The organism is Xanthomonas sp. WHRI 7064 (assembly GCF_040202355.2).
Classification (GTDB): Bacteria; Pseudomonadota; Gammaproteobacteria; order Xanthomonadales; family Xanthomonadaceae; genus Xanthomonas; species Xanthomonas arboricola.
In genome coordinates this window covers 418,322-441,394 of sequence record NZ_CP167821.1, presented here as the reverse complement: position 1 = coordinate 441,394, position 23,073 = coordinate 418,322, and the positions used below count along the sequence as shown (strand labels likewise).

Here is a 23,073-nt window from a genome sequence, read left to right as displayed (position 1 = left end):
ACCCGCCTTTGCCATGTTTCTGATTCATCGTCCTTCGCCCACGCGTTGGCAACGACGACAGCGCGCCATGGCCGTGCACAGCACGCACTTCGGCCTTTGCGTCGGCAGCTGCTCCTGGCGGCACCATCCGCCCATGGCACCGCAGGCCGATGGCCGGCGGCAGCAACCAAAGCGTCACATCGGCGCCTGGTGCCCACGCGCGCACCGCTGGGTCCGCCTTCTGCACGTCGCACAACTGACACGCGCCAGACACGCAGCTGACACAGCGTTGCGCTGTGCGGGGCCGCCGATGTCACCAAACTGACATCAAATCTAAATATAACTGCACGCATTGCCGCACCGTCAGGACGACCGGGCGCCTGGTGGGCGTGCCGGCGCCGTGTTCGCCGCCCGCCGGGCAGCGCCGGCCTGACGCTGCCGCCGACCCGTTTCCCTTGCACGAGCCGGACCAATGAAAAAACGCAATCTCGCCACCGTCCTGTGCGCCCTCAGCGCGACCGCCAGCGGCAGCACGCTGGCCGCCGAGTTGGAGCTGTACGTCGACCGCAAGACCAAGCAGATCTTCGCCGAGCCGGCCCCAGGCCGCGACAAGCTGGGCAAGTTCGTGCAGGTGGACGAGAACGGCAAGCTGCCGGCGTCGGCGATGCCGGCCGCACCGGCACTGCCGCCCGCCCCTGCGGCGCCGGTGCCTGCCGACACCGCCATCGCCCAAGCCGCACCTGCACCCGTACCGGCTGCGGCACCGGCCAAGGCTGGCGAGGCCGGCAAGAAGTGGTACGACAAGCTGAGCCTGCGCGGCTACACGCAGATCCGCTACAACCAGGGCATCGGCGGCGACGCGCAGGATCTGCGCGCACCCGGCGACCGCTTTATCGGCAACGACCAGAGCCTAGGCATCCGGCGTGCGCGCCTGGTGCTGAGCGGCGATCTCAATGAGCACGTGTCGCTGTACTTCCAGCCGGATTTTGCGAGCACGCCGACCGGTTCGACCACCTCCAACTTCGCGCAGCTGCGCGATGCGTATGCCGACATCTACTTCGACAAGAAGCGCGAGTACCGCGTGCGCGTGGGCCAGTCGAAGATGCCGTACGGCTGGGAGAACCTGCAGTCCAGCCAGAACCGTCTCACCCTGGACCGCGCCGACGCGCTCAACTCCGGCCTGCGCGACGAACGCGATATCGGTGCGGTGTTCTACTACAGCCCCACCGTGGCCAAGGGACGCTTCCAGGATCTGGTCAAGTCGGGCTTGAAGGGCTCGGGCGACTACGGCGTGATCGGTGCCGGCGTGTACAACGGCCAGGGCGCCAACCGCGCCGAGCGCAACGACAGCATGCATGCGGTGGTGCACGCCACCTACCCGTTCAAGTTCGCCAACGGCCAGTACCTGGAAGTGGGTGCCGATGCCTACAGCGGCCGCTTCGTGCCGACCGCGGCGGCAGTCAACATCGGTGGCCGCAGCTTCACCCCGGCCATCACCGACCCGAACGGCTACACCGACCAACGCGTGGCCGCGCACATCATCTACTACCCGCAGCCGTTCGGCCTGCAGGCCGAGTGGACGGTGGGCCGCGGCCCGGAGCTGGATGTCGCGCAGCGGCGCATCCGCACCCGTTCGCTGAGCGGCGGTTACGTGCAGGCGATGTACAAGCACGATGGCAGCTACGGCACCTTGCTGCCATACCTGAAGTGGCAGACCTACCGCGGCGGCTCCAAGTTCGACACCAATGCGCCGCGCATGCGCCTGGACGAAGTGGAAGCCGGTGTCGAGTGGCAGCCGATGGATGCGCTGGAACTGGTGTTCGCCTATTCGAAGATGAAGCGCACCGACGTCACCACCGCGCCGTATCCGGTGGTGGAAGGCGACTTGCTGCGGCTGCAGTTGCAGGTCAATTACTGAGCCCTGCACCGTGATGGAAGACCAACAAGCCCCCGCATGCGGGGGCTTGTTGGTGGTTGCGTCGCTAGCCTTGGTGGCAGCTTGCGTCGGCAGGATGACGCTAGCCGCGGCCCTGCTGCTTCGGCCGCCAATCAAACGCCAGCACCGGCGCGCTAGCGGGCGGCCAGTTCTGCGCGAATGATGTCTGCGCCTGCGCTGAGGGCCTTGAGCTTGCCTCTTGCAACGTCACGGGCAAGAGGCGCCATCCCGCAGTTGGTGGACGGGTAGAGCTTGTCGGCATCGACGAAGCGCAGCGCCTTGCGCAGCGTATCGGCCACTTCTTCCGGCGTTTCGATCGTATTGCTTGCCACGTCGATGGCCCCGACCATCACCTTCTTGCCGCGCACCAGTTCGATCAGGTCGATCGGCACGTGCGAGTTGTGGCACTCCAGCGAGATGATGTCGAGCGTGGATGTCTGCAGCTTGGGAAACGACTCTTCGTATTGACGCCACTCCGACCCCAGGGTCTGCTTCCAGTCGGTATTGGCCTTGATGCCGTAGCCGTAGCAGATGTGGACGGCGGTCTCGCACTTGAGCCCTTCGACTGCACGCTCGAGGGTGGCAACACCCCAGTCGTTGACCTCGTCGAAGAAGACATTGAAGGCCGGCTCGTCGAACTGGATGATGTCCACGCCGGCCGCTTCAAGCTCCCTGGCTTCCTGGTTGAGGATGACGGCAAATTCCCACGCCAGCTTTTCGCGGCTTTTGTAGTGCGCATCGAAGAGGGTGTCGATCATCGTCATGGGGCCAGGCAGCGCCCATTTGATCGGCTGGCGGGTCTGCTGGCGCAGGAACCTGGCATCGTCCACAAACACCGGCCTGGGGCGGCTCACCGCGCCAACGACGGTGGGGACGCTGGCGTCGTAGCGATTGCGGATCCTGACGGTTTCGCGCTTTTCGAAATCGACGCCGCTGAGGTGTTCGATGAAGGTGGTGACGAAATGCTGGCGGGTCTGCTCGCCGTCGCTGACGATATCGATGCCGGCGTGCTGCTGTTCCTGCAGCGACAGGCGCAATGCATCCTGCTTGCCTTCGATCAGTTCCTCGTCCTGCAGCTTCCAGGGAGACCAGAGTTTCTCCGGCTGTGCGAGCCAGGACGGCTTGGGCAGGCTGCCGGCGGTGGAGGTAGGGAGCAGCTTCTTCATGATGAGTGGTGTCTTGCGTTCTTGTTGATTAGACAGCGTGGTGGGAAACCCACTGCGCGAGAATCTTGCCGTAGGGCCTGATGAAGTGCTCCTCGGTGAATTTGCCCTGCGTCACCGCGAGCTGGCTGCGCTCTTCCCGGTCGTAGACGATCTGGGTAGAGGAATAATCCTGGTGCTTCAGGCTCGGCTGGTAGATGGCCCCCGCCGCGGAATTAGCGTTGTAGATCTCCGGGCGGTAAATCTTCTGGAACGTCTCCATGGTGCTGATGGTGCCGATCAGCTCCAGATTGGTGTAGTCGTTGAGCAGGTCGCCGAAGAAGTAAAAAGCCAACGGAGCGACGCTGTTGGGAGGCATGAAATAGCGCACCTGCAGGCCCATCTTCTCGAAGTAGCGATCGGTCAGGGAAAATTCGTCCTGCCGGTATTCGATGCCCAGAACGGGGTGCCGGTTGCCGGTTCGGTGATAGACCCTGCTGCTGGAGACGCTGATGCAGATGACCGGCGGCTTGGCAAAACGCGCCGTGTAGGCGTCCGAGTCCACGAAGTGCTTGAATAACTTTCCGTGCAGGCTGCCGAAATCGTTCGGGATACTGAAGCCGGACGCGTCCTGATTGTGCGCCGGCAGCAGCACGCTGAAATCGTAGTCGCGCACGTAGGAGGAGAAATTGTTCCCTGCGATGCCATCGATGCGCGCGCCGCTCGTCTTGTCGAGGATGCTGGGCTTCAATATCTCGATCAGCGGGAATGCATCGCCGCTTTCGTTCTCGCCGATGTTCATCTCGACAGAGATGATGTCCAGCTCCACCGCGTAGCGGTCGCGGGTGGGGTTATCCCAATGCGCCAGGTCGTTGCAGCGGTTGTTGATCATCGCAAGCGTGTTGCGCAGGTTTTCCTGCCGACGCTGGCCCCTGGCCAGGTTGGCAAAGTTCGTCGTGTTGCGCGTATTGGCCGCGGGACGGTAGTCCTCGTCAAACCGCTGACGTTTGACGCTGAAGGTGAATTCCTGAGTCATTGCAAGCTGACGCCTTGTTTCCGAAATTGATTACGAGCGCAGGTCTGGGCGCAGGGGTGGATTCCTGCTGGATGGATGCCGGGACTTTGGATCTGCGGACAGTTGCCAACCGATCCTGTAGCCGGCGCGCAGTGTTGACCCGCCGAGCAACCGTGGCCGGGTGGCCTCAGGCCGCGGCCACGTTTTCTGCGGCGATGGCACCTGCCTGCCGCGTCAATGCGATCAGCGGCAGTGCCCGCTGCACCGCCAGCCTGGCCCGCTCGGCCAGGGCTTCGTTGTGCACGCGGTAGTCCAGGAAGTCGCGGTCGGTGGCGTAGACGCCCAGCGGCAAGGTGCGTGCCTGGAAGAAGCTGAAAAGTGGCCGCAACTGGTGGTCGATCACCAGCGCATGGCGCTCGCTGCCGCCTGTTGCCGCCAACAGCACCGGGGTGTCGATCAAGGCATCCTGGTGGATGAAGTCGAAGAAGTGCTTGAACAGCCCGGTGAAGGAGCCGCGATAGACCGGCGTGGTCACCACCACCACGTCCGCCTGCTCCACGGCGGCGAGTTCCTGCTCCACCGTTGCCGGCAGCTGCGAGCGCCAGACCGCGCCGGCGAACTGCGGCGCCAACGCCCCGAGTTCGACCAGATGTTGCTCGCACGGCACGGCATCGGCGATCAGCGCCAGCAGGTGTTCGGCCAGGGCGACGGCCTTGGAGGGGCGCTGCAGCCCGCCGGAGACCGCGACGACGCGGAGGGGGTGTGGCACGTTGACAGTCATGCGGGTTGACCTGAAACGACGAAGCCCGATGCTAGGGCTCGCATTCAATGAAGTAAAATGGTGTTATTTCAACAATCCATGAATTCGGATCATCTGAATGCTTGAACGCATCCATCTCACCATCGTCCAGCAGGTCGAGCAGCAAGGCTCGCTGACCGCCGCTGCCGGCGTGCTGAATCTGACCCAGTCGGCGCTGAGCCACAGCATGAAGAAGCTGGAGCAACAGCTGGGCACCGACGTGTGGCTGCGCGAGGGACGCAACCTGCGCCTGACCCAGGCTGGCCAGTACCTGCTGGCGGTGGCGAACCGGGTGCTGCCGCAGCTGGACCTGGCCGAGGAGCGCCTGGGCCAGTTCGCACAGGGCGAACGCGGCGCGCTGCGCATCGGCATGGAGTGCCATCCCTGCTACCAGTGGCTGCTCAAGCTGGTGGCGCCCTATCTGGCCACCTGGCCGGATGTGGATGTGGACGTCAAGCAGAAGTTCCAGTTCGGCGGTATCGGCGCGCTGTTCGGCTACGAGATCGATCTGCTGGTCACGCCCGACCCGCTGTACAAGCCTGGGCTGCGGTTTGAGCCGGTGTTCGACTACGAGCAGGTGCTCGTCGTGGCCCGGAGCCACACACTGGCGTCGGCCGCCTACGTCAAGCCCCAGCAGCTCACACGCGAGGTGCTCATCAGCTATCCGGTGGACCTCGAGCGCCTGGACATCTACAGCCAGTTCCTGCTGCCGGCCGGTGTCACGCCCAGGCGACACAAGGCCATCGAAACCACCGACATCATGATGCAGATGGTGGCCAGTGGCCGCGGCGTGGCCGCCATGCCACGCTGGCTGGTGGAGGAATACGCCGCCAGGATGGACGTGGTGCCGGTGCGGCTGGGTGCGCGCGGCATCCCCAAGCAGATCTTCCTGGGCGCACGCGAGGCGGATATCGCCGTCGACTACTTGCGCGCCTTCATCGAACTGGCCCGCCAACCTGCCAATGGCACCGCCACGACATCCGGAGCCCACTGATGGATACCACCGCAACCCGCACGCCACTCCCACTGCCTGCCGGCCACGACAAGGTGTTGCTGCATTCCTGCTGCGCGCCATGCTCCGGCGAGGTGATGGAGGCCATGCTGGCGTCCGGCGTCGACTACACCATCTTCTTCTACAACCCCAACATTCATCCGCGCAAGGAATACGAGCTGCGCAAGGACGAGAACATCCGTTTTGCCGAGCAGTGCGGCGTGCCCTTCGTCGATGCCGACTACGATCGGGACAACTGGTTCGAGCGGGCCCGCGGGATGGAGAACGAACCCGAACGCGGCGTGCGTTGCACCATGTGCTTCGACATGCGCTTTGAACGCACCGCGCTGTATGCGCACGAGCACGGCTTCCCGGTGATCACCAGCTCCCTGGGCATCTCGCGCTGGAAGAACATGCAGCAGATCAACGACTGCGGCGTACGCGCAGCGGCCAGGTATCCCGGCTTGATGTACTGGGAATACAACTGGCGCAAGGGCGGCGGTTCCTCGCGCATGGTCGAGATCAGCAAGCGCGAGAACTTCTACCAGCAGGAATACTGCGGCTGCGTCTACTCGCTGCGCGACACCAACCGGCACCGCGTGGAAAGCGGGCGCAATCGCATACAACTGGGCGTGAAATTCTACGGCGATGCGGAACAGGACGATTGAGTGCAGGCGGGTCTTGGGGCGCGGCCGGGATTTCGATGTGCTCTTGGCCCCTGCCCGCTCGATCGGGGCTGACGCAGCGGCGCAGCCAATCACCACGACAGGACGGCAGCACCTTTGACTGATCCGGACATGCCCAGCCTCGCCAGCACCATCACCGAGGCCTATTCGCTGGAGGTCAGCGCAAAGCACATTGCCGGGCTGGCTGCAGCGGCGCCCCGGATCATGCGTGGCGCAACCATTGCCATCCCCTACCTGCCCAACCAGGACGACGATGCGCGGCTGGCCGCGGCACGGATGGTGCGCACACTCGGCTTTCAGCCGATGCCGCACCTGTCCGCGCGCCGTATCGCCTCGCGCGAGCAGCTGCATGCCTTCATCAGCCGCGCCGTCGAAGAAGCCGGCGTCGAGTGCTGCCTAGTCATCGCGGGCGATCCGCCTGCTCCGCTCGGGCCGTTTCCGGACAGCTTGTCGCTGCTCGATACCGGGATCTTTGAGCGCTCCGGCATCCGGACCATCGCCGTGGCGGGGCATCCGGAAGGGCATCCAAGCATGCCTGCAGCCGATCGATGGGAGGTGCTGCAGCGCAAGTGTCGCAGCATCGCCGAGCGCGGCATGGCGCCGCTGATCGTCACCCAGTTCGCGTTCGATGCCGACATCGTGCTGACGTGGTTGCAGGCGCTGCGCGCGCACGGCATTGCACATCCCGTGCGTGTGGGCGTACCCGGTCCTGCCGGCGTGGCGGTGCTCGCACGCTATGCCGCCAGCTGCGGTGTCGGCGCATGCGCATCGATGCTGTCCAAATACGGCATCTCGTTCGGCAAGCTGTTGGGTACTGCAGGGCCGGATCGTTTTGTGGAACGGCTGGCCACTGGCCTGACTGATGCGCACGGCGAGGTCCGCATGCACTTCTATCCCTTCGGCGGCATCGCACAGACTGTCGCGTGGGTGGAGCAGTACCGCTCCCGCTCCGCGCACGTTTAGGCGGACTGAGGCACGCCGAATTCGGCGCTGCAGATCGACCGCAGACCTGTGCGTTGTAGCAAGCAATGCGTCGTGGACCTCGACATGTCCACGACCTCGATCACAGTCTGTACTTTTTATTCCTGGCGGTTTGTTTGTCGCGCGTGAGGTGCTGCAGCGCACAGCAGACCTGTCACAAGCGCGCGGTATAACCATCGGCGAATCGCGGCGAGGGGGCGCTGCATCCGATGCCGTTGCCATGCGCGGCGGCATCGCTTCTGCAACGTTCAAGGAGAGATGTCGCCATGCCGAAGCCGTCGCTGTTGTCCTTGCTGTGCACCCTGTCGCTGGTCTCCACGCCGCTTGCCGCGGCCGAGCTGCAACCCAAACAACTGGCTGGCCCACCGGAGGAGTTCGCGCAGATGCGCGCACCCGATCCGGCCGAGTCGGCGATCCTGTCCAAGAGCGCCTTGCTGCCGGTGGAGTTGACGCCGGCCGGCAAGTCCGCACGCTGGCAAGGCACCTTGCCGGTGGAAAACGGCCATCTGCGTTTCATGGTGCTGGCCGGCGATCAGCCGTGGGAGGCGGCGGTGACTGCACCACGTGTTGCCGGCGCACGTGCCGCTGCTGTTACACCGCAACTGCAGGCACAACGCACACTGCTGGGCAGCGCCGAGAGCGGCACCAGCGGCATGCGTTACGCGGTGGAATCCGCGCAGAACGGCAACTGGGCGCTGACGCTGCAATCGTCGACGCCGGTGGCGCAACGCGGGTATGTGCTGATGGAAGGCGATGCGCGTACGCAGCTGGCCTCGTACCCGCGCCATCGTCGGCAGCAGGTCGGCCAGTCGCTGACGCTCAACGCGTTGCTCAGCGGCAACGATGCAGCCGGCGCGAGCTTGCTGGCCGCGCAGGCGGGGCAGATCGAGACAGCGAGCCTGCGTGTGATCGACCCGCAAGGCGGCATCCGCACGCTGCCGATGGCCGATGACGGGCAGCACGACGACGGTGCTGCCGGCGATGGCGTGTATGGCGGCACGTTCCAACCGACAGCCGAAGGCACCTGGATTGCACAGGTGATCGTGCGCGGTCGCGACCAGGCCGGGCAGCCGTTCGTGCGCACCAGCGAGCATGTGTTGCCGGTGCTGGATACCTCCCTGCGTCTGCTCGGCAACGCACTCAGCGCACGCGCTGCCGACGGCACCCGGCTCAGCATTGCCTTGCCGATCGCCGCGCGCGGCAAGGCACCATCGCATTACCGCGTGTTTGGCCAGGTCTGGGGCACCGATGCCAAGGGCAAGGACGTGCCGGTGGCGTGGATCGGCGGCATGCTGACGCCGCAGCAAGGCCAGCTGCCGTTGAGCCTGGACGAACGCTGGGTCGCACGTGCCGGCGCGCGCGCGCCGTTTACGCTACGCGGGCTGCGCATCGAAGACCCGGACCATTACATCCCGCTGGTACAGGCCGACACGCTGCCGTTGCAGCTGCCCGCGTTGCGCCGCGCCAGCATTGCGCGGTCTGCCGCTGCGATCGACGAAAGCATGCGCATGGGCCCGCGCCCGACGACGCTGGCCCGTGCCACTGCGATGGCGCAACCGCAGGCCGCGGGGTCGCAACTGGTGCTGGTGCATGGCTATTGCTCCAACGGCGTGTGGCCGCAGGCGCAGTTCACCAATGCGTCCTCATTCCTTGATGCCAAACAGAACCGTAGCAACGACCAGTTCGCACAGCGGTTGGCGCAGTTCGCCAGTCAGTGGTCCTCGTTCGCGACGGTGGCGCACAGCCAGGGCGGCATGGCCGCGCTGCATCTGTACACCTACTACTGGAGCGGGCTGGATAACGCCACGGGTGGGCGGGTGATGCAGTCGGTCGGCACGCCGTACCAGGGCACCAATCTGTCCGGCATTCTGGCGGCGGTGGGCTCGTGGTTCGGCGTGGGTTGCGGCACCAATACCGACATGACCTACGACGGTGCCAAAGCCTGGTTGGCCGGTATTCCGGCCGATGCGCGCGCCAAGGTAAATTACTACACGACCTCGTTCGCCAAGACCAACTGGTACACCAACGACTACTGCAACGCGGCCTCGGACCTGGTACTGAACGACCCGGAAGATGGCACCGTGGAGCAAGTCAACGCGCAGTTGCCGGGCGGGGTGAATCGCGGTCACACCACCGGACAATGCCACACCACCGGCATGCGCGACCCGGCGCAGTATCTGGATGCCAGCCGCAATGCGGTGATGAACGCCAACGCGGCGAAGTGATGCGGTTCTAGCAATGTGCAATGCGATGGCCGGCGTCTGCGTCGGCCATCGCAGCATGCGTGGGAACACGTCGCGTGTTGGCGACTGGCACGACTCCTGCGTTCACAGAATTCGATTCCTCCTCCCTTGAACGTAACGAGGTCCCAACGGGAGCTTGACCCCTTCTCCCGCCGGGAGAAGCTGCCCCGCAGGGGCGGATGAGGGTACGGGCAAAGCCTCTCAACTCCCACTCTCGTGTGGCTTCGCTCCGTACCCTCTCCCCGACCCCTCTCCAGAGGAGAGAGTGGCTTTGGTTGCCTTGAAAGGTGATTGAACGCTGTGGGTGCATCGGTTTCTAGAGCGAATGATCTGTGACTTGGTTGCAAGGCCCTTGCCCGCCCACCCTCGCAGGACACGCCGCAAGTACGTCCATGTAGGCTCTTACGCGGCATCCATGCCGCGTAAGGTCCCGCGACGGTGAGCGGGCAAGGACCCCTCGAGATGGTCGGTGTGCGTGGTTGCGAGCGGTGCATGACGGGCGCTGGTCGGATCACCGTGGGTTAGATCAACCCCTCACCATTTTTCCATCCCAACCCGAGCAGCAGGCGGGCTTTCAATACGCAAGCTACAGACTGTTGATTTGCCACCGCAAGCCGAGCAACAAGCTCTCAAGAAAGCAGCCGACCAACTCTCTGGTGCGGTGTCCTTGCCGGTTGCGGGACCCTCGGCGGCATGGATGCCGCCGAGGACCTCCACGGATGGATTCACGGCGTGTCCCGCAAGCGGTGAGGGCACCGCACTCTCGACTCACCTAGCTTTTGACTCAAGACTCGGAGCGCGCCTTGACGAAGCTAGGCTTCGAAGGCGTGGTTGCTTTATGCGTGGTGTCGCGATGCAGTGGATAGATCGGGTGTAGAGCTGCTGATCTGCGGCTTGGCTGCAGGGCCCTTGCCAGCCCACCCTCGCAGGACACGCCGCAAGTACGTCCATGTAGGCTCTTACGCGGCATCCATGCCGCGTAAGGTCCCGCGATGGTGAGCGGGCAAGGACCAGTCGAGATGGTCGGTGTGCATGGCTGCGAGCTATGCGTAACGCGGGGATGTCTAATGAGATGCAATCTGGTCCGCTCCTTTTGACCTTGGCAGTTTCACTGCATTGAGGATCTGACGGATGCGCTTGCGCTCGCGTATCCATGCAAGGCTACTGTTGTGCCAGCGGTTGCGATTGCGCATCGGCGCCGCCGCCGAGCACCTTGTACAAGGTCACTCGGTTGCTTGCTTCGGTCAGCCGCAGGCTGATCAAGGTCTGCTGTGCGCTGTAGAGCGAGCGCTGCGCGTCCAGCGCCACCAGATAACTGTCTACGCCGTTGCGGTAGCGCGCATCCGACAGGGTGAAACCGCGTTGTGCCGCATCCACCAGGGCGCGTTGTGCGTCCATGCGTTCGGCCAGCTGGGTGCGTTCGGCCAGCGCGTCGGCCACTTCGCTGAAAGCGGTCTGGATCGCCAGTTCGTATTGGGCGATGGTGATGTCCTTCTGCAGCTTGGCCACATCCAGTTCGGCCTTCAAGGCACCGGCGCGGAAGATCGGCAGGCTCACGCTGGGCGTGAACGACCAGGTGTGGTCGCCATCGAACAGGCTGGACAAGGCATCGCTGCCGCGCCCGACATTGCCGGTGAGCGAGATGGTGGGGAAGAACGCCGCACGCGCCGCGCCGATGTCGGCATTGGCGGCCTTGAGCGTGTGCTCGGCCGACAATACGTCCGGGCGCTGCAACAGTGCGCGCGATTCCAGCTGCGCCGGCAACGGTGCCAATGCCACGCCGCTCTCGATCGCATCGGCAGCCGGCAATAATGCCGCCGGTACCGACGTGCCCACGACCAGGTTCAGCGCATTGCGCGACTGCGCCAGCTGGGTAGTGAAGCTGGCGACATCGGTGCGCGCGCTTTCCACGCTGGTCTGGATCTGCGCCAGATCCAGCCCGGAGACGATGCCGTTGTCGTGCTGCAATTCGGTCAGGCGCAGCGTCTTGCGCTGGCTCTCCAGGGTCTGCTGGGCAAGTGCCAGCCGCTGCTGATCGGCGGCCACGGTAAGCCAGTCGCTGGCCACTTCGGCCACCAGGCTCAGGCGGGTGCTGCGCTGGGTCTGCTCGCTGGCCAGATAGGTTTCCAGCGTTTCGTTCTTGAGGCTGCGGATGCGCCCGAACAGGTCCAGCTCCCAGCTGCTGATCCCCACCTGCCCGGTGGCGCTGCGGATGATCTGCGGCGCGCCGGTGAAACTGGTCGCGGCCGCAGCACGTTGCGCCGTGTGCGAGACGGTGGCGTCCACCGCGGGAAACAGGTCCGCACGCTGGATGCGGTACTGCGCACGTGCCTGCTCGATATTGAGCACGGCCACACGCAGGTCGCGGTTGTTGTCCAGCGCCAGTGCGACCACCTGTTGCAGGCGCGCATCGACCAGCACCTGCCGCCAGTCCAGCCCAGCCGCAGCGGTCGTGCGGCCATCGGCACTGTCGCCATGGGTCACGCGGCCGGTGTCGCCGACCACGCCAGGTACCGGTGCGTCCGGGCGCGCATATTGCGGCGCCATGCTGACGCAGCCGCTCAATGCGATGGCACAGGCCACCGCCAGGCTGAGGGATGTCGTGCGCATCATGGCGTTACCTCGGAGGTGGAAACGACGGGGGAGTGCGTGGCAGCCTTGCCGGGAAACAGGCTGCGCACCATCACGTAGAACAACGGCACGAAGAAGATGCCCAGCACGGTGGAGGCCAGCGTGCCGCCGAGTACGCCCGTGCCCAGCGAATGGCGTCCGCCGGAGCCGGCGCCGCTGCTGATCACCATCGGCAGCACGCCGAGCATGAAGGCCAGCGAGGTCATCAGGATCGGGCGCAGGCGCATGCGTGCGGCGTGCAGGGTGGCCTCGATCAAGGGCTGGCCTTTCTCTTCCAGCTCCTTGGCGAATTCCACGATCAGGATGCCGTTCTTGGCGGCCAGGCCCATCGTTGCCAGCAGGCCGACCTGGAAGTAGATGTCGTTGGACAGCCCGCGTATCCAGGTCGCCAGCAGCGCGCCGACGATGCCCACCGGCACCGCCAGCATCACCGAGATCGGGATCGACCAGCTCTCGTACAACGCGGCCAGGCACAGGAACACGAACACCAGCGATACCGCATACAACATCCAGGTCTGGGTGCCGGCGGCCTGTTCCTGATACGACATGCCCGACCAGGCGTAGCCCACGCCCTTGCCCATGCCGTCCACTTCACCCGCGATCGCGGTCATCGCATCGCCCGAGCTGATGCCGGATGCGGCGCTGCCGGTGATCTCCATCGATTCGCTGCCGTTGAAGCGGGTCAACACCTGCGGCGCATACGCCCAGGCGCTGCTGGCGAACGCCGAGAACGGCACCATGGCGGCGTCGCTGTTGCGCACGTACCAACGGTCGATATCGCCGGGCAGCATGCGCGCGGACGCTTCGCCCTGCACGTACACGCGCTTGACCCGGTTGTTGTTGAGGAAGTCGTTGACGTAACGCCCGCCCATCACCGTGGAGAGCGTGGTGTTGATGTCGGCTGCGGCCACGCCCAGCGCGCCAGCCTTGGCATCGTCGATCTGCACGCGGTAGGTCGGCGCATCGTCCAGTCCGTTGAAGCGCACCGCCATCAGGTTCTGATTGCCGTTGGCCAGCTGCAGCAATTGCTTGCGTGCTTCCACCAGCGCCTCGTGGCCGTTGCCGGCGGCATCCTGCAACTGCAGGGTGAAACCGGAACTGGTGCCCAGCCCGTTGATGGCCGGCGGCGTCAATGCAAACACCTGTGCGTCGGGCAGCGTCATCATCATCGCGCCGGTGATGCGCTGGGCCACCTCCTGCGCCGAACCCTCGCGGTCGGCCCAGTCCTTGAGGCGGATAAAGCCCATGCCCGAGTTCTGGCTGCTGCCGGCCAGGCTGAAGCCGGAGATGGTCATGATGCCCTGCACTTCCGGTTGCTTGAGGATGAACGCGGTGGCCTGGTCGATCGACTGCTGGGTGCGTTGCTGGGTGGCGCCGGCCGGCGCGCTGAACATCACCATCAGCATGCCCTGGTCTTCCTCGGGCAGGAACGCGCTGGGCAAGCGCCAGAACAGCAAGCCAAGCACCACCAGCAACAGCGCGTAGACCAGCGAGCCGAGCTTGCGATGGCCGACCACGCGCTCCACACCACGCCCATAGCGCTCGGTACCGCGATCGAAGCGGGTGTTGAACCAGGTGAAGAATGTGCCCAGCACGCCCTTGCGCGAGACATGGCCGCCCTTGTCGATGGGCTTGAGCAAGGTGGCGCACAGTGCCGGACTCAGGGTCAGCGCGACCACCAGCGACAGGATCATCGCCGCGGCAATGGTCACCGAGAACTGCCGATAGATCTCGCCGGTGGCGCCGCCGAAGAAGGCCATCGGCAGAAACACCGCGGTGAGCACCAGCGCGATGCCGACCAGGGCGCCGGTGATCTGGCCCATCGAGGTGTGCGTAGCCTCGCGCGGCGACATGCCCTGCTCGGCCATCAGGCGCTCGACGTTTTCCACCACCACGATGGCATCGTCCACCAGCAGGCCGATCGCCAGCACCATCGCGAACATGGTCAGCGTGTTGATCGAAAAGCCCAGCAGCGACAACACCCCGAAGGTGCCCATCAGCACCACCGGCACCGCAATCACCGGCACCAGCGTGGCACGCCAGTTCTGCAGGAACAGGTACATCACCACGACCACCAGCACGATCGCTTCGATCAGGGTCTTGACCACTTCCTCGATGGAGATGCGCACGAACGGCGTGGTGTCGTAGGCGACCTCGTACTTCAGGCCAGCCGGGAAGTACGGCTTGAGTGCATCCAGCTTGGCTTCCACCAGCTTGGCTGCGTCCAGCGCATTGGCGCCGGTCGCCAGCTGCAGGCCCATGCCCGAGGCGGCCTTACCGTTGAACTTGGAACTGGAGCCGTAGGATTCCGAGCCCAGCTCCACCCTTGCGACATCGCGCAGGTACACGGTGGCGCCGCCGGAATCGGACTTGAGCACGATGTTCTCGAACTGCGCCGGTGTGCGCAGCTTGCTGCGCGAGGTCACCGTGGCATTCAACTGCTGGCCCTGCAGCGCCGGCAATGCACCCAGCGCGCCGGACGAGACATCGGCGTTCTGCGCGGCGATCGCGCTGCTGACATCGGAGGGCATCAATGCGTAGGTGTGCAGTTTCTCCGGATCCAGCCAGACGCGCATCGCGTACTCGGCACCGAACACGTTGACGCTGCCGATGCCGTTGAGGCGGCTGATCGGGTCCTGCAACGAGGACACCATGTAGTCGCCGATATCGGTGCTGTCCATGCTGCCATCTTCGGAAGTGAAGGCCAGCACCATGAACATGCTGCCGCTGGCCGACTTGGTCACGGTCACGCCGTTGGTCTTGACCTCGTCAGGCAGCAGCGCCTCACCTTGCGACACCTTGTTCTGCACCTGCACCTGCGCGGTATCCGGGTCGGTGCCGGACTCGAAGGTCAGCGTGAGTTGCGCAGTGCCCGCCGAGCTGCTGCTGGAGGACATGTAGAGCAGATTGTCCAGGCCTGTCATCTGCTGTTCGAGGATCTGCGTGACCGAGTTCTGCACGGTCTCTGCGGAGGCGCCGGTATAGGTCGCACTGACCGTCACCGAGGGCGGTGCGATGTCCGGGTATTGCTCCAGCGGCAGCGAGAAGATCGAGATCGCGCCGGCCAGCGTGATGACGATGGCGATGACCCAGGCGAAGATGGGACGGTCGATGAAAAAACGAGCCATGGGAGTTCCTCAGTCGGCCTTGGGCGTCGCTGCAGGCGTCGGCGTGGCCGCACGCGCAGCGGCAGCGGGTGCGCCCGGTGCGACTGCAGCGGCTGCATTCGGCGCTGCCGCTGGGGTAGCTGTGGTGGCGCTCACCTCGCGCGTCTTCACCGGCATGCCGACCTGGATCTTCTGCAGGCCCTGCACGATCACGCTCTCGCCCGCAGACAGCCCTTCGCTGACCACCCAGCGATCGCCCACCGCATCGCCGGTCTTGAGCACGCGCTGCGCCACCTTGCCATCGGCGCCGACCACCATCGCCACCGCCTCGCCCTTGCTGTTGCGGGTGACGGCCTGTTGCGGCACCAGGATCGCCTGCTCGTTGACCGCCATCGACAGCGCTGCCTTGACGTACATGCCGGGCAGCAGCAGATGGTCGGGGTTCGGAATCACCGCACGCAGTTTCACCGTGCCGGTGGTGGCATCCACCGCGGTGTCCACCACTTCCAGCGTGCCGGTGCGCGCGTAGGCAGTGCCGTCTTCCAGCAACAGCTTGACCTCGGCCTTACCATCGACCGCCTTGAGCTGGCCGGCATCGAGCTTGCGCCGCAGCTGCAGCAGCTGGGCACTGGACTGGCTGACATCCACATAGATCGGGTCGAGCTGGTTGATGGTGGTGAGCACATCGGTCTGATCGGCGGTGACCAGCGCGCCCGGGGTGAAGCTCGAAGTGCCGATACGGCCGCTGATCGGCGCGGTGATGCGGGTGAAATCCAGATTGAGCTTTGCGGTCTGCAACGCCGCCCTGGCCGCGGTCACTGCGGCCTCGTTCTGGCGCAAGGTGGCGGTGGCGTCGTCGCCGTCCTGCTGGCTGACCGCATCCAGCTTGACCAGCGTCTGATACCGCTGCGCCTTGGGCCTGGCCGACAGCACCGCCGCTTCGGCCTGCGCCAGTTCGCCTTGCGCGGACGCATAGGCGGCCTGGAACGGCGCCGGCTCGATCTGGTACAGCACCTGCCCGGCCTGCACCTGCTCGCCTTCGGTAAACAGCCGCTTGCGCAGGATGCCGCCCACTTGCGGGCGCACCTGCGCGCTTTGATAGGCCACGGTGCGCCCGGGCAGCGTCTGGTCCAGCGCCAGGCGCTGCACGTCCACGCGTTGCACGCCCACTTCCACTTGCCGCTGCTGCGGCGCTTGCGCAGGCGAACACGCCGCCAGCGCGACGGTGATCATGGCGGCCAGCAGCCACTGACGCGGCACCACGGCAGAACGGGAGGAAGCAACGCAACGCATACGGCGCACTCGGGAGTGATCGGAGGATGCGCACGCTACGCTGCGAATATGGAGCAAATTTGAAGATTTGCATCGGCAGACAGCAGGCGCTTGCTTTCGGGGTTTAATGAAGTCCCAATATGGTTGTGCACGACATGCGCTACATCGGCAGCGGCAGGCGCCGCTGCTGCAACCTGGCGTGACTGCAGCAAGCACCCCGTGCCTGACCTCGTTCGCAACAAGGTTGTCCCAGCCTCGATGAAACTCGGAATCACCGCCAAACTCTTCCTCGCCATCCTCAGCGCCTGCATTGCAGTGCTACTGATCAATGGCCTGGCCGGGCAGCTGTTGCTCAGGAAGCAGTTTCTCGACTATCTCAGCGAGCAGGGCATCGAGCGGATGCTGGAAGTATTGCCGCGCGTGCAAGCCGACTACGCCAAGCACGGCGACTGGAACTTCATCCGCGACAATCCCGACGCCTGGTTCGTGCTGATGCGCCCGGAGCTGCCGCAGAACCTGCCGCCACGCGCACCACCGATCTCCGATCAGACCGGCGCGGTGTTTCGTTTCGCGCTGCTGGATCGCGACTACCGGGTGATCATCGGCAACCCCGATGTCAGCCGCACCGACACGCTGCGCCCGGTGGTGGTAAACGGGCAGACGGTGGGCTGGATGGGCATGCTGCCCTTCGAGAAGGTGCTGACTGCCAACGACGCGCGCTTCTACCAGGCCCAGCAACGTCTGTGGTGGACTGTCGGCGCGGCGTCCATCGTGGTGGCCGCGCTGTTCGGCTGGCTGCTGTCGCGCACCTTGCTGCGGCGCGTGCGCAGCCTGACCACGGCAACCCATCGCCTGGCGGCCGGCGACTACGGCACGCGACTGGAGGCGCGCATGCGCGATGAGCTCGACCAGCTCGCGCGCGACTTCAACCAGCTGGCGCAGGCACTAGACAACAACGAACGCGCGCGTCGCGATTTCATGGCCGATGTCTCGCACGAGTTGCGCACGCCGCTGGCGGTGCTGCGCGCCGAGCTGGAAGCGCTGCAGGACGGCATCCGGCCGATGACGCGCGAATCGCTGACCTCGTTGCACCAGGAGGTCGGCCAGCTCGGCAAGCTGATCGAGGATCTCTATGACCTGTCGCTCACCGATGTCGGCGCGCTGGCCTACCGGCGCGCGCCGATCGATCTGAGCGTGGTGCTGCAGTCCACGTTGGCCGGCATGCACACGCGCATTGCCGCAGCCGGGCTCACGCTGCAGGCCCACGGCATCACTGCGCCGTTGCATGTCGACGGCGACGAGCGTCGCCTGCAGCAGTTGCTGTCCAACCTGCTGGAAAACGCCTTGCGCTACACCGATGCCGGCGGCCAGTTGCGGGTGCAGTGCGCACGGCGCGCGCACCTGGTGGAGATCGTGATCGAAGATAGCGCGCCCGGCGTGCCGGCAGACAAGCTCGATCGCCTGTTCGAGCGCTTCTATCGCGTGGAAGGCTCGCGCAATCGCGCCAGCGGCGGCAGCGGTCTGGGCCTGGCGATCTGCCGCAATATCGTCGGCGCGCACGACGGCGAGATCCACGCCACCGCGTCGCCCTTGGGCGGCCTGCGCGTGACGCTGCGGCTGCCGGCCCTGGAGGCCTGATGGACGACACCGCCACTACCGCAGCACCGAACGCACACGTGCTGATCGTCGAAGACGAACCACGCCTGGCCGCGGTGCTGGGCGAGTATCTGCACGCGGCCGGCTATTCGCATCATTGGGTGGCCGATGGTGCGCAGGCGATTGCCGCGTTTCGCGCGCAGTCGCCGGATCTGGTCCTGCTGGACCTGATGCTGCCCAATCGCGATGGCATGGAGATCTGCCGCGAGCTGCGCAGCCTCGGCGCGGTGCCGGTGATCATGGTGACCGCGCGCGCCGAAGAGATCGACCGCCTGCTCGGGCTGGAGATCGGTGCCGACGACTACATCTGCAAGCCGTTCAGCCCGCGCGAGGTGATCGCACGGGTGCGTGCGGTGCTGCGCCGCCACCGGCACGATCCCAACGCGGTGCCCACGCACGGATTGCTGATCGATGAGGCCGCCTGCCGCGCCAGCGTGGCCGGGCGCGACCTGGACCTGACCCAGGTCGAGTTCCGCCTGCTGCGCACGCTGTGCGCAGCGCCGGGGCGCGTCTACTCGCGCGAACAGTTGATGGACCACGTGTATGTGGACCACCGCATCGTCACCGACCGCACCGTGGACAGCCACATCAAGAACCTGCGCCGCAAGCTGGCCGAGGTGGGCGGCGAAGAATGGGTGCGCTCGGTGTACGGCGTGGGCTACCGCTTCGAGTATCTAGCCACCGAAGCGTAATCAATATCCCCCCTCGTAGAAGCGTGCCTGCGCGCAACGCACTCCCGACACCCCAGCAACCACAGGCGCGCGACCCCCAACACTCACACCTTCAACCAACGCGTCGACACCGCCACGCCCACCATCAGCACCGCAACAGCGAGCAAGGCGCCGACCAGGCCGATGCCATGCGCGGCGAAACCGATCAGCGCCGGCCCGGCCAAGATGCCGGCATAGCCGAGTGTGGTGACCGCAGTGATGGCGATGCTCTCCGGCATGCGCGTCTGGTTGCCGGCCAACGAGAACAGGGCCGGCACGATATTGGCGCAGCCCAGGCCGACCAATACGTAACCGGCCAACGAGGCCTGCCATGGGCTCACCAGCGTGAGCACGCAAAAGCCCGCGCTGGCCAGCAGCGCGCCCACCACGATCGAGCGGATGCGCCCCAGGCGCTCCACCACCGCATCGCCCAGCAGGCGCGTCACCGTCATGGTCAATGCAAACACCACATAGCCCACGCCGGCGGTGCTCGGGGCGACTTGGTGCACATCGGCCAGGAACACCGAACTCCAGTCCAGAATGGTGCCTTCGGCCAGGAACACCACAAACGCCAGGATGCCGATGAACAACACGATGCCCCTGGGCAGCGCCAGCAACGGCCCCTGTTGCGCCACGCGCTCGGTCCGCCAGTGGCGCACCGCCAGCGCGGCGACAAGCAGCATGGTGATCACCCCGGCAACCGCCGCGCTCGGCGGGGAGAGCTGCGCAGACAGCAGCAAGGTCATCGCGCCGGCACCGACAAAACCGCCGATGCTGAAAAACGCATGGAATCCCGACATCATCGCGCGCCCGGCATCACGCTCGACCACCACCGCCTGCATGTTCATCGCGCAATCCATTGCGCCCACGCCGGCGCCGAACACGAACAGCACCGCGCCCAGCAACCACGGATCGGCGACCACCGCCAGCAACGGCAGGCTGAGGCAGATCAGCGCCGACGTCACCGCCATGACCGCACGGAAACCGAAGCGCGCCGAGACGGCGCCGGCCAGCGGCATCGCCAGGAACGAGCCTGCTCCCAGGCACAGCAGGATCAGGCCAAGCGCGCCATCGTCCACGCCGGTCCTGGCCTTGGCGAATGGCACCAGCACCGCCCAGACCGCGGCAGCAAAGCCGGGAATGAAGAACGCCGCGCGAGTGGCGTGCTGTTGCGCGCGAGCGCTGGAACCGGGGATTAGCGACATGCAAACAATTCCAGAAGGAAGCGGCAAGGAGAGTGCGACGGTGGCCCCAGGCCGGCGCGCTCGCTGGCCGGACCTGGCCCGACCACCGCTCCACTGCGCATGCTGCAACCGTCCGTGGGGATATGCGACGCTGCTAGCGAAACACCACCGTGCGATGGCCATTGAGCACGATGCGATGCTCGACATGGCGACGCACCGCACGCGCAAGCACCAGCGATTCGGTATCGCTGCCCAGCCGCACCAGATCGCGCGGCGTCATCGCGTGATCCACGCGCGCCACGTCCTGTTCGATGATCGGGCCTTCGTCCAGATCTTCGGTGACGTAATGCGCAGTGGCACCGATGATCTTGACCCCGCGTGCGTGCGCCTGGTGATACGGCTGCGCACCCTTGAAGCTGGGCAGGAAGCTGTGATGGATATTGATCGCCCGCCCCGCCAATGCGCGGCACAACGCGGGCGAAAGAATCTGCATGTAGCGCGCCAGCACCACCAGATCGATCTGCAGCGCCTCGACCAGCGCAAGCAACTGCGCTTCCTGCGCGGCGCGCGTGTCGGCGCTCACCGGCAGATGGTGGAAGGCGATGCCATAGGAGGCAGCCAGCGGCGCGAAGTCGGCGTGGTTGGACACCACCGCCGCGATATCCACCGGCAATTGCCGGCTATGCATGCGGAACAGCAGATCGTTGAGGCAATGCCCCTGCTTGCTCACCAGCACCAGCAGCCGCGCGCGGCGGCGCGCATCGTGCAGCTGCCAGTCCATCTGGAATTCATCGGCCAGCTGCGCAAAGCGGCGTTCCAGCCCGGCAATGTCGGTGCCCGGCGGCTTGTCGAAGTGCACACGCAGGAAGAAGCGGCCACTTTCGTCGTCGCCGAACTGCTGTGCGTCGAGGATGTTGCAGGCCAGATCGAACAGCAGCCCGGTCACGCGATAGACGATGCCGGTGCGGTCGGGGCAGGACAGGGTGAGGATATAGTCGGAGCGCATCGGCGCAATGATAGCCAATGCGCCCGGCTGCGGGCGCAGTGCTTGCGCCCGTAACTTTCCGCTGCGACTCAGCGCGGCGGCAGGCGCAGCATCAGCCGCCGATTGATCTCGTCCAGTTGCGCCATCGATGCCTCCACCGAGGTCTCCATCGCTTCCTGGGTGGTGATGTGCGCACGCAGATGCGCCGGATCGGCCAGTTCGCCACGCACCAGAAACACGTTCTCGCCCACCTCGCCGACGTGCCGGCTGAGCACCACGTAATCCACCTGGTCGAAGCCATGCTGCTTGGCCAGCGGCAGCAGGCGCGCGGCCATGCGGACACTGGCCTCGTCGGTGGGTTTGTTCAACTCGGCATCGAGCGCGGCCACCGCTTCGCGGATCTGCGCGAACAGATAGTGGTCCGGATGCTCGGGATGGTCCGGGCCCACCGGGCCCTGGTCGACGACCGGTACGGCGGTCATCGTGTACCACCGGCGCAGGTCAGTGCGCGCGGTGTGCGCTCGATCGAACCGAGCGTGATATGCAGGTGTCGCATCGCATCCTCCCTGGAGCGGCGGCTGTCACGAGCCGGCATTTTAGAAGGTCTGCTGCATGTTGAGGTGAGCAAGAGGTGGACCGTGTTGCTGTGAAGCGAAGCGGCGTGAGAGTGGGGAGCAGATGGAGCTGACGGCATGCGAAATCTGCTGCACGTGGCGTCGCCTCATCCCCTCACTCCAAGCCACGCTCCGCGCCCCGGCCCGCGCCAGCAGCGCGGGCGCTCCGAGGCACGCGCGCCAGTGATGCGCAAGCCGTGCCGCCCCGCCGGGACGGGAGAGCGGCTAGCTCCGCTTTGCGGAGGCTGCGATCAAGCCTGCCCGGCCCGCCGCGCCGATACTTCTGCCAGCACCGCCCAGTCGGCGTTGCCGTCGCCATGCGCGATGGCCTCGTCCAGGCCGGCGCGCAGCAACTCGCCCAGTGGCATCGGCACCTGCTTGTCGGCGCCGGCCTTGATCGCCAGATCCACATCCTTGCGGCCCAGGGTGGCGGTGAAGCCGGCGGGCAGGTACTCGCGCTGCATGATCAGGCGGCCGTAGCCCTGGTACGCGGGCGCGGCGAACAAGGTGCTGGTGAGCATGCCCAGGAACTGGGTGGCGTCCACGCCGTGGCCGCGTGCCAGCGCGCTGGCTTCGGCCATGGCGCCGATTGCGCTGGCCAGGCAGAAGTTGGCTGCCAGCTTGACCGCATTGGCCTGCTCGGGGGTGCGGCCGATCTCCCAGGTGCGTTGACCGAGCACATCGAACATCGGCTGCACGCGCGCCAGCGCCGCCTCGTCGCCGGCGGCCAGAATGTTGAGCTTTCCGGCTTCGGCCACATCGACCCGGCCGAGCACCGGTGCGGCCACATAGGCCACGCCGCGCTCGGCATGCAGGGCGGTCAGCTCGTGCGCCAGTGCCACCGAGATGGTGGCCATGTTGACGTGCACGCTGCCGGCCGGCAGCGCGTCCAGCACACCTTGCTCCAGCACGGTGGCACGCACCGCGTTGTCGTCGGCCAGCATCGAAAACAGCAGCGGGCCGTGCGCGGCGTCGCGCGGCGCATCCACCACCGTGGCACCGGCATCGCGCAGCGACTGCGCGCGCTCCGGCGAGCGATTCCACACACGCAGTTCAAAACCGCCGCGCAGCAGGTTGTGCGCCATCGGCAGGCCCATCGTCCCCAAGCCCAGAAATCCTATCGGCATGCGTTGTCCTTGTTC

At 65.6% G+C, this 23,073-nt stretch carries 17 protein-coding genes; 7 read left to right on the top strand and 10 right to left on the bottom strand.

The window, feature by feature from the left end; translation table 11 throughout:
- Nucleotides 1-451: 451 nt before the first annotated feature.
- The gene (locus ABQY74_RS01875; protein WP_047127880.1) at nt 452-1,897 is read left to right on the top strand and encodes an OprO/OprP family phosphate-selective porin; all 1,446 of its coding nucleotides are present in this window, start codon (nt 452-454) and stop codon (nt 1,895-1,897) included.
- Nucleotides 1,898-2,049: 152 nt separating this feature from the next.
- Here ABQY74_RS01875 and ABQY74_RS01870 read toward each other — a convergent pair whose 3' ends face one another.
- The 3 genes from ABQY74_RS01870 to msuE form a co-directional block, all read right to left on the bottom strand.
- Nucleotides 2,050-3,081: a methionine synthase gene (locus tag ABQY74_RS01870; protein ID WP_039517461.1), complete on the bottom strand. Its 1,032-nt coding sequence runs from the start codon at nt 3,079-3,081 to the stop codon at nt 2,050-2,052.
- A 28-nt stretch (nt 3,082-3,109) separates the two neighbouring features.
- The gene (locus ABQY74_RS01865) at nt 3,110-4,093 is read right to left on the bottom strand and encodes a DUF1852 domain-containing protein (RefSeq protein ID WP_349793161.1); all 984 of its coding nucleotides are present in this window, start codon (nt 4,091-4,093) and stop codon (nt 3,110-3,112) included.
- 166 nt (nt 4,094-4,259) lie between these two features.
- The gene (gene msuE, locus ABQY74_RS01860) at nt 4,260-4,853 is read right to left on the bottom strand and encodes an FMN reductase (RefSeq protein WP_349793159.1); all 594 of its coding nucleotides are present in this window, start codon (nt 4,851-4,853) and stop codon (nt 4,260-4,262) included.
- A gap of 97 nt (nt 4,854-4,950) precedes the next feature.
- Here msuE and ABQY74_RS01855 point away from each other — a divergent pair, with 97 nt between their 5' ends.
- From ABQY74_RS01855 to ABQY74_RS01840, 4 genes are all read left to right on the top strand, one after another.
- Nucleotides 4,951-5,865 carry a LysR family transcriptional regulator gene (locus ABQY74_RS01855; RefSeq protein WP_104576500.1) on the top strand — a complete coding sequence of 305 codons (915 nt, stop codon included), beginning with the start codon at nt 4,951-4,953 and terminating at the stop codon, nt 5,863-5,865.
- Nucleotides 5,865-6,530 carry an epoxyqueuosine reductase QueH gene (locus tag ABQY74_RS01850; protein ID WP_039517469.1) on the top strand — a complete coding sequence of 222 codons (666 nt, stop codon included), beginning with the start codon at nt 5,865-5,867 and terminating at the stop codon, nt 6,528-6,530. Before ABQY74_RS01855 ends, ABQY74_RS01850 begins: the two co-directional genes overlap by 1 nt.
- Before the next feature lie 129 nt (nt 6,531-6,659).
- The gene (locus tag ABQY74_RS01845) at nt 6,660-7,511 is read left to right on the top strand and encodes a methylenetetrahydrofolate reductase (RefSeq protein WP_349793157.1); all 852 of its coding nucleotides are present in this window, start codon (nt 6,660-6,662) and stop codon (nt 7,509-7,511) included.
- Between the two features lie 284 nt (nt 7,512-7,795).
- Nucleotides 7,796-9,754: a choice-of-anchor X domain-containing protein gene (locus ABQY74_RS01840; RefSeq protein WP_349793155.1), complete on the top strand. Its 1,959-nt coding sequence runs from the start codon at nt 7,796-7,798 to the stop codon at nt 9,752-9,754.
- A gap of 1,179 nt (nt 9,755-10,933) precedes the next feature.
- On the opposite strand, the gene ABQY74_RS01835 is transcribed toward ABQY74_RS01840, so the two are convergent.
- The 3 genes from ABQY74_RS01835 to ABQY74_RS01825 are packed head-to-tail and all read right to left on the bottom strand — an operon-like array spanning nt 10,934 to nt 16,803.
- Complete coding sequence (locus ABQY74_RS01835) at nt 10,934-12,382, bottom strand: efflux transporter outer membrane subunit (protein ID WP_372470019.1); 1,449 nt, start codon at nt 12,380-12,382, stop codon at nt 10,934-10,936.
- Entirely contained in the window at nt 12,382-15,531 is a 3,150-nt protein-coding gene (locus tag ABQY74_RS01830) for an efflux RND transporter permease subunit (RefSeq protein ID WP_349793112.1), read from the bottom strand. Before ABQY74_RS01830 ends, ABQY74_RS01835 begins: the two co-directional genes overlap by 1 nt.
- A gap of 9 nt (nt 15,532-15,540) precedes the next feature.
- Nucleotides 15,541-16,803, bottom strand: a complete 1,263-nt coding sequence (locus tag ABQY74_RS01825; protein ID WP_349793110.1) for an efflux RND transporter periplasmic adaptor subunit — start codon at nt 16,801-16,803, stop codon at nt 15,541-15,543.
- Nucleotides 16,804-17,040: 237 nt separating this feature from the next.
- On the opposite strand from ABQY74_RS01825, the gene baeS reads away from it, so the two are divergent.
- Both baeS and ABQY74_RS01815 read left to right on the top strand, forming a co-directional pair.
- A complete protein-coding gene (gene baeS, locus ABQY74_RS01820; protein ID WP_349793108.1) occupies nt 17,041-18,420 on the top strand; it encodes a sensor histidine kinase efflux regulator BaeS in 1,380 nt (459 codons plus the stop codon).
- Nucleotides 18,420-19,130, top strand: a complete 711-nt coding sequence (locus ABQY74_RS01815; protein ID WP_349793106.1) for a response regulator — start codon at nt 18,420-18,422, stop codon at nt 19,128-19,130. The genes baeS and ABQY74_RS01815 overlap by 1 nt, the downstream gene beginning before the upstream one ends.
- 83 nt (nt 19,131-19,213) lie before the next feature.
- Here the strand turns inward: ABQY74_RS01815 and ABQY74_RS01810 are convergent, their stop codons facing one another.
- The 4 genes from ABQY74_RS01810 to ABQY74_RS01795 all read right to left on the bottom strand — a co-directional run bounded on the left by ABQY74_RS01810 (nt 19,214) and on the right by ABQY74_RS01795 (nt 23,058).
- A complete protein-coding gene (locus tag ABQY74_RS01810; protein ID WP_349793104.1) occupies nt 19,214-20,353 on the bottom strand; it encodes an MFS transporter in 1,140 nt (379 codons plus the stop codon).
- A gap of 133 nt (nt 20,354-20,486) precedes the next feature.
- Nucleotides 20,487-21,338 carry a formyltetrahydrofolate deformylase gene (gene purU, locus ABQY74_RS01805; RefSeq protein WP_016901474.1) on the bottom strand — a complete coding sequence of 284 codons (852 nt, stop codon included), beginning with the start codon at nt 21,336-21,338 and terminating at the stop codon, nt 20,487-20,489.
- 68 nt (nt 21,339-21,406) lie between these two features.
- Nucleotides 21,407-21,799 (bottom strand): XVIPCD domain-containing protein, encoded by a 393-nt coding sequence (locus tag ABQY74_RS01800; RefSeq protein WP_016901471.1) that lies wholly within the window; start codon nt 21,797-21,799, stop codon nt 21,407-21,409.
- 383 nt (nt 21,800-22,182) lie between these two features.
- Nucleotides 22,183-23,058 (bottom strand): NAD(P)-dependent oxidoreductase, encoded by an 876-nt coding sequence (locus ABQY74_RS01795; protein WP_349793102.1) that lies wholly within the window; start codon nt 23,056-23,058, stop codon nt 22,183-22,185.
- Nucleotides 23,059-23,073: the final 15 nt, after the last annotated feature.

Coding starts and splice junctions, on each gene's coding strand:
- ABQY74_RS01875 (WP_047127880.1), top strand. CDS start 452: ATGAAAAAACGCAATCTCGCCACCGTCCTGTGCGCCCTCAGCGCGACC.
- ABQY74_RS01870 (WP_039517461.1), bottom strand. CDS start 3,081: ATGAAGAAGCTGCTCCCTACCTCCACCGCCGGCAGCCTGCCCAAGCCG.
- ABQY74_RS01865 (WP_349793161.1), bottom strand. CDS start 4,093: ATGACTCAGGAATTCACCTTCAGCGTCAAACGTCAGCGGTTTGACGAG.
- msuE (WP_349793159.1), bottom strand. CDS start 4,853: ATGACTGTCAACGTGCCACACCCCCTCCGCGTCGTCGCGGTCTCCGGC.
- ABQY74_RS01855 (WP_104576500.1), top strand. CDS start 4,951: ATGCTTGAACGCATCCATCTCACCATCGTCCAGCAGGTCGAGCAGCAA.
- ABQY74_RS01850 (WP_039517469.1), top strand. CDS start 5,865: ATGGATACCACCGCAACCCGCACGCCACTCCCACTGCCTGCCGGCCAC.
- ABQY74_RS01845 (WP_349793157.1), top strand. CDS start 6,660: ATGCCCAGCCTCGCCAGCACCATCACCGAGGCCTATTCGCTGGAGGTC.
- ABQY74_RS01840 (WP_349793155.1), top strand. CDS start 7,796: ATGCCGAAGCCGTCGCTGTTGTCCTTGCTGTGCACCCTGTCGCTGGTC.
- ABQY74_RS01835 (WP_372470019.1), bottom strand. CDS start 12,382: ATGCGCACGACATCCCTCAGCCTGGCGGTGGCCTGTGCCATCGCATTG.
- ABQY74_RS01830 (WP_349793112.1), bottom strand. CDS start 15,531: ATGGCTCGTTTTTTCATCGACCGTCCCATCTTCGCCTGGGTCATCGCC.
- ABQY74_RS01825 (WP_349793110.1), bottom strand. CDS start 16,803: ATGCGTTGCGTTGCTTCCTCCCGTTCTGCCGTGGTGCCGCGTCAGTGG.
- baeS (WP_349793108.1), top strand. CDS start 17,041: ATGAAACTCGGAATCACCGCCAAACTCTTCCTCGCCATCCTCAGCGCC.
- ABQY74_RS01815 (WP_349793106.1), top strand. CDS start 18,420: ATGGACGACACCGCCACTACCGCAGCACCGAACGCACACGTGCTGATC.
- ABQY74_RS01810 (WP_349793104.1), bottom strand. CDS start 20,353: ATGTCGCTAATCCCCGGTTCCAGCGCTCGCGCGCAACAGCACGCCACT.
- purU (WP_016901474.1), bottom strand. CDS start 21,338: ATGCGCTCCGACTATATCCTCACCCTGTCCTGCCCCGACCGCACCGGC.
- ABQY74_RS01800 (WP_016901471.1), bottom strand. CDS start 21,799: ATGACCGCCGTACCGGTCGTCGACCAGGGCCCGGTGGGCCCGGACCAT.
- ABQY74_RS01795 (WP_349793102.1), bottom strand. CDS start 23,058: ATGCCGATAGGATTTCTGGGCTTGGGGACGATGGGCCTGCCGATGGCG.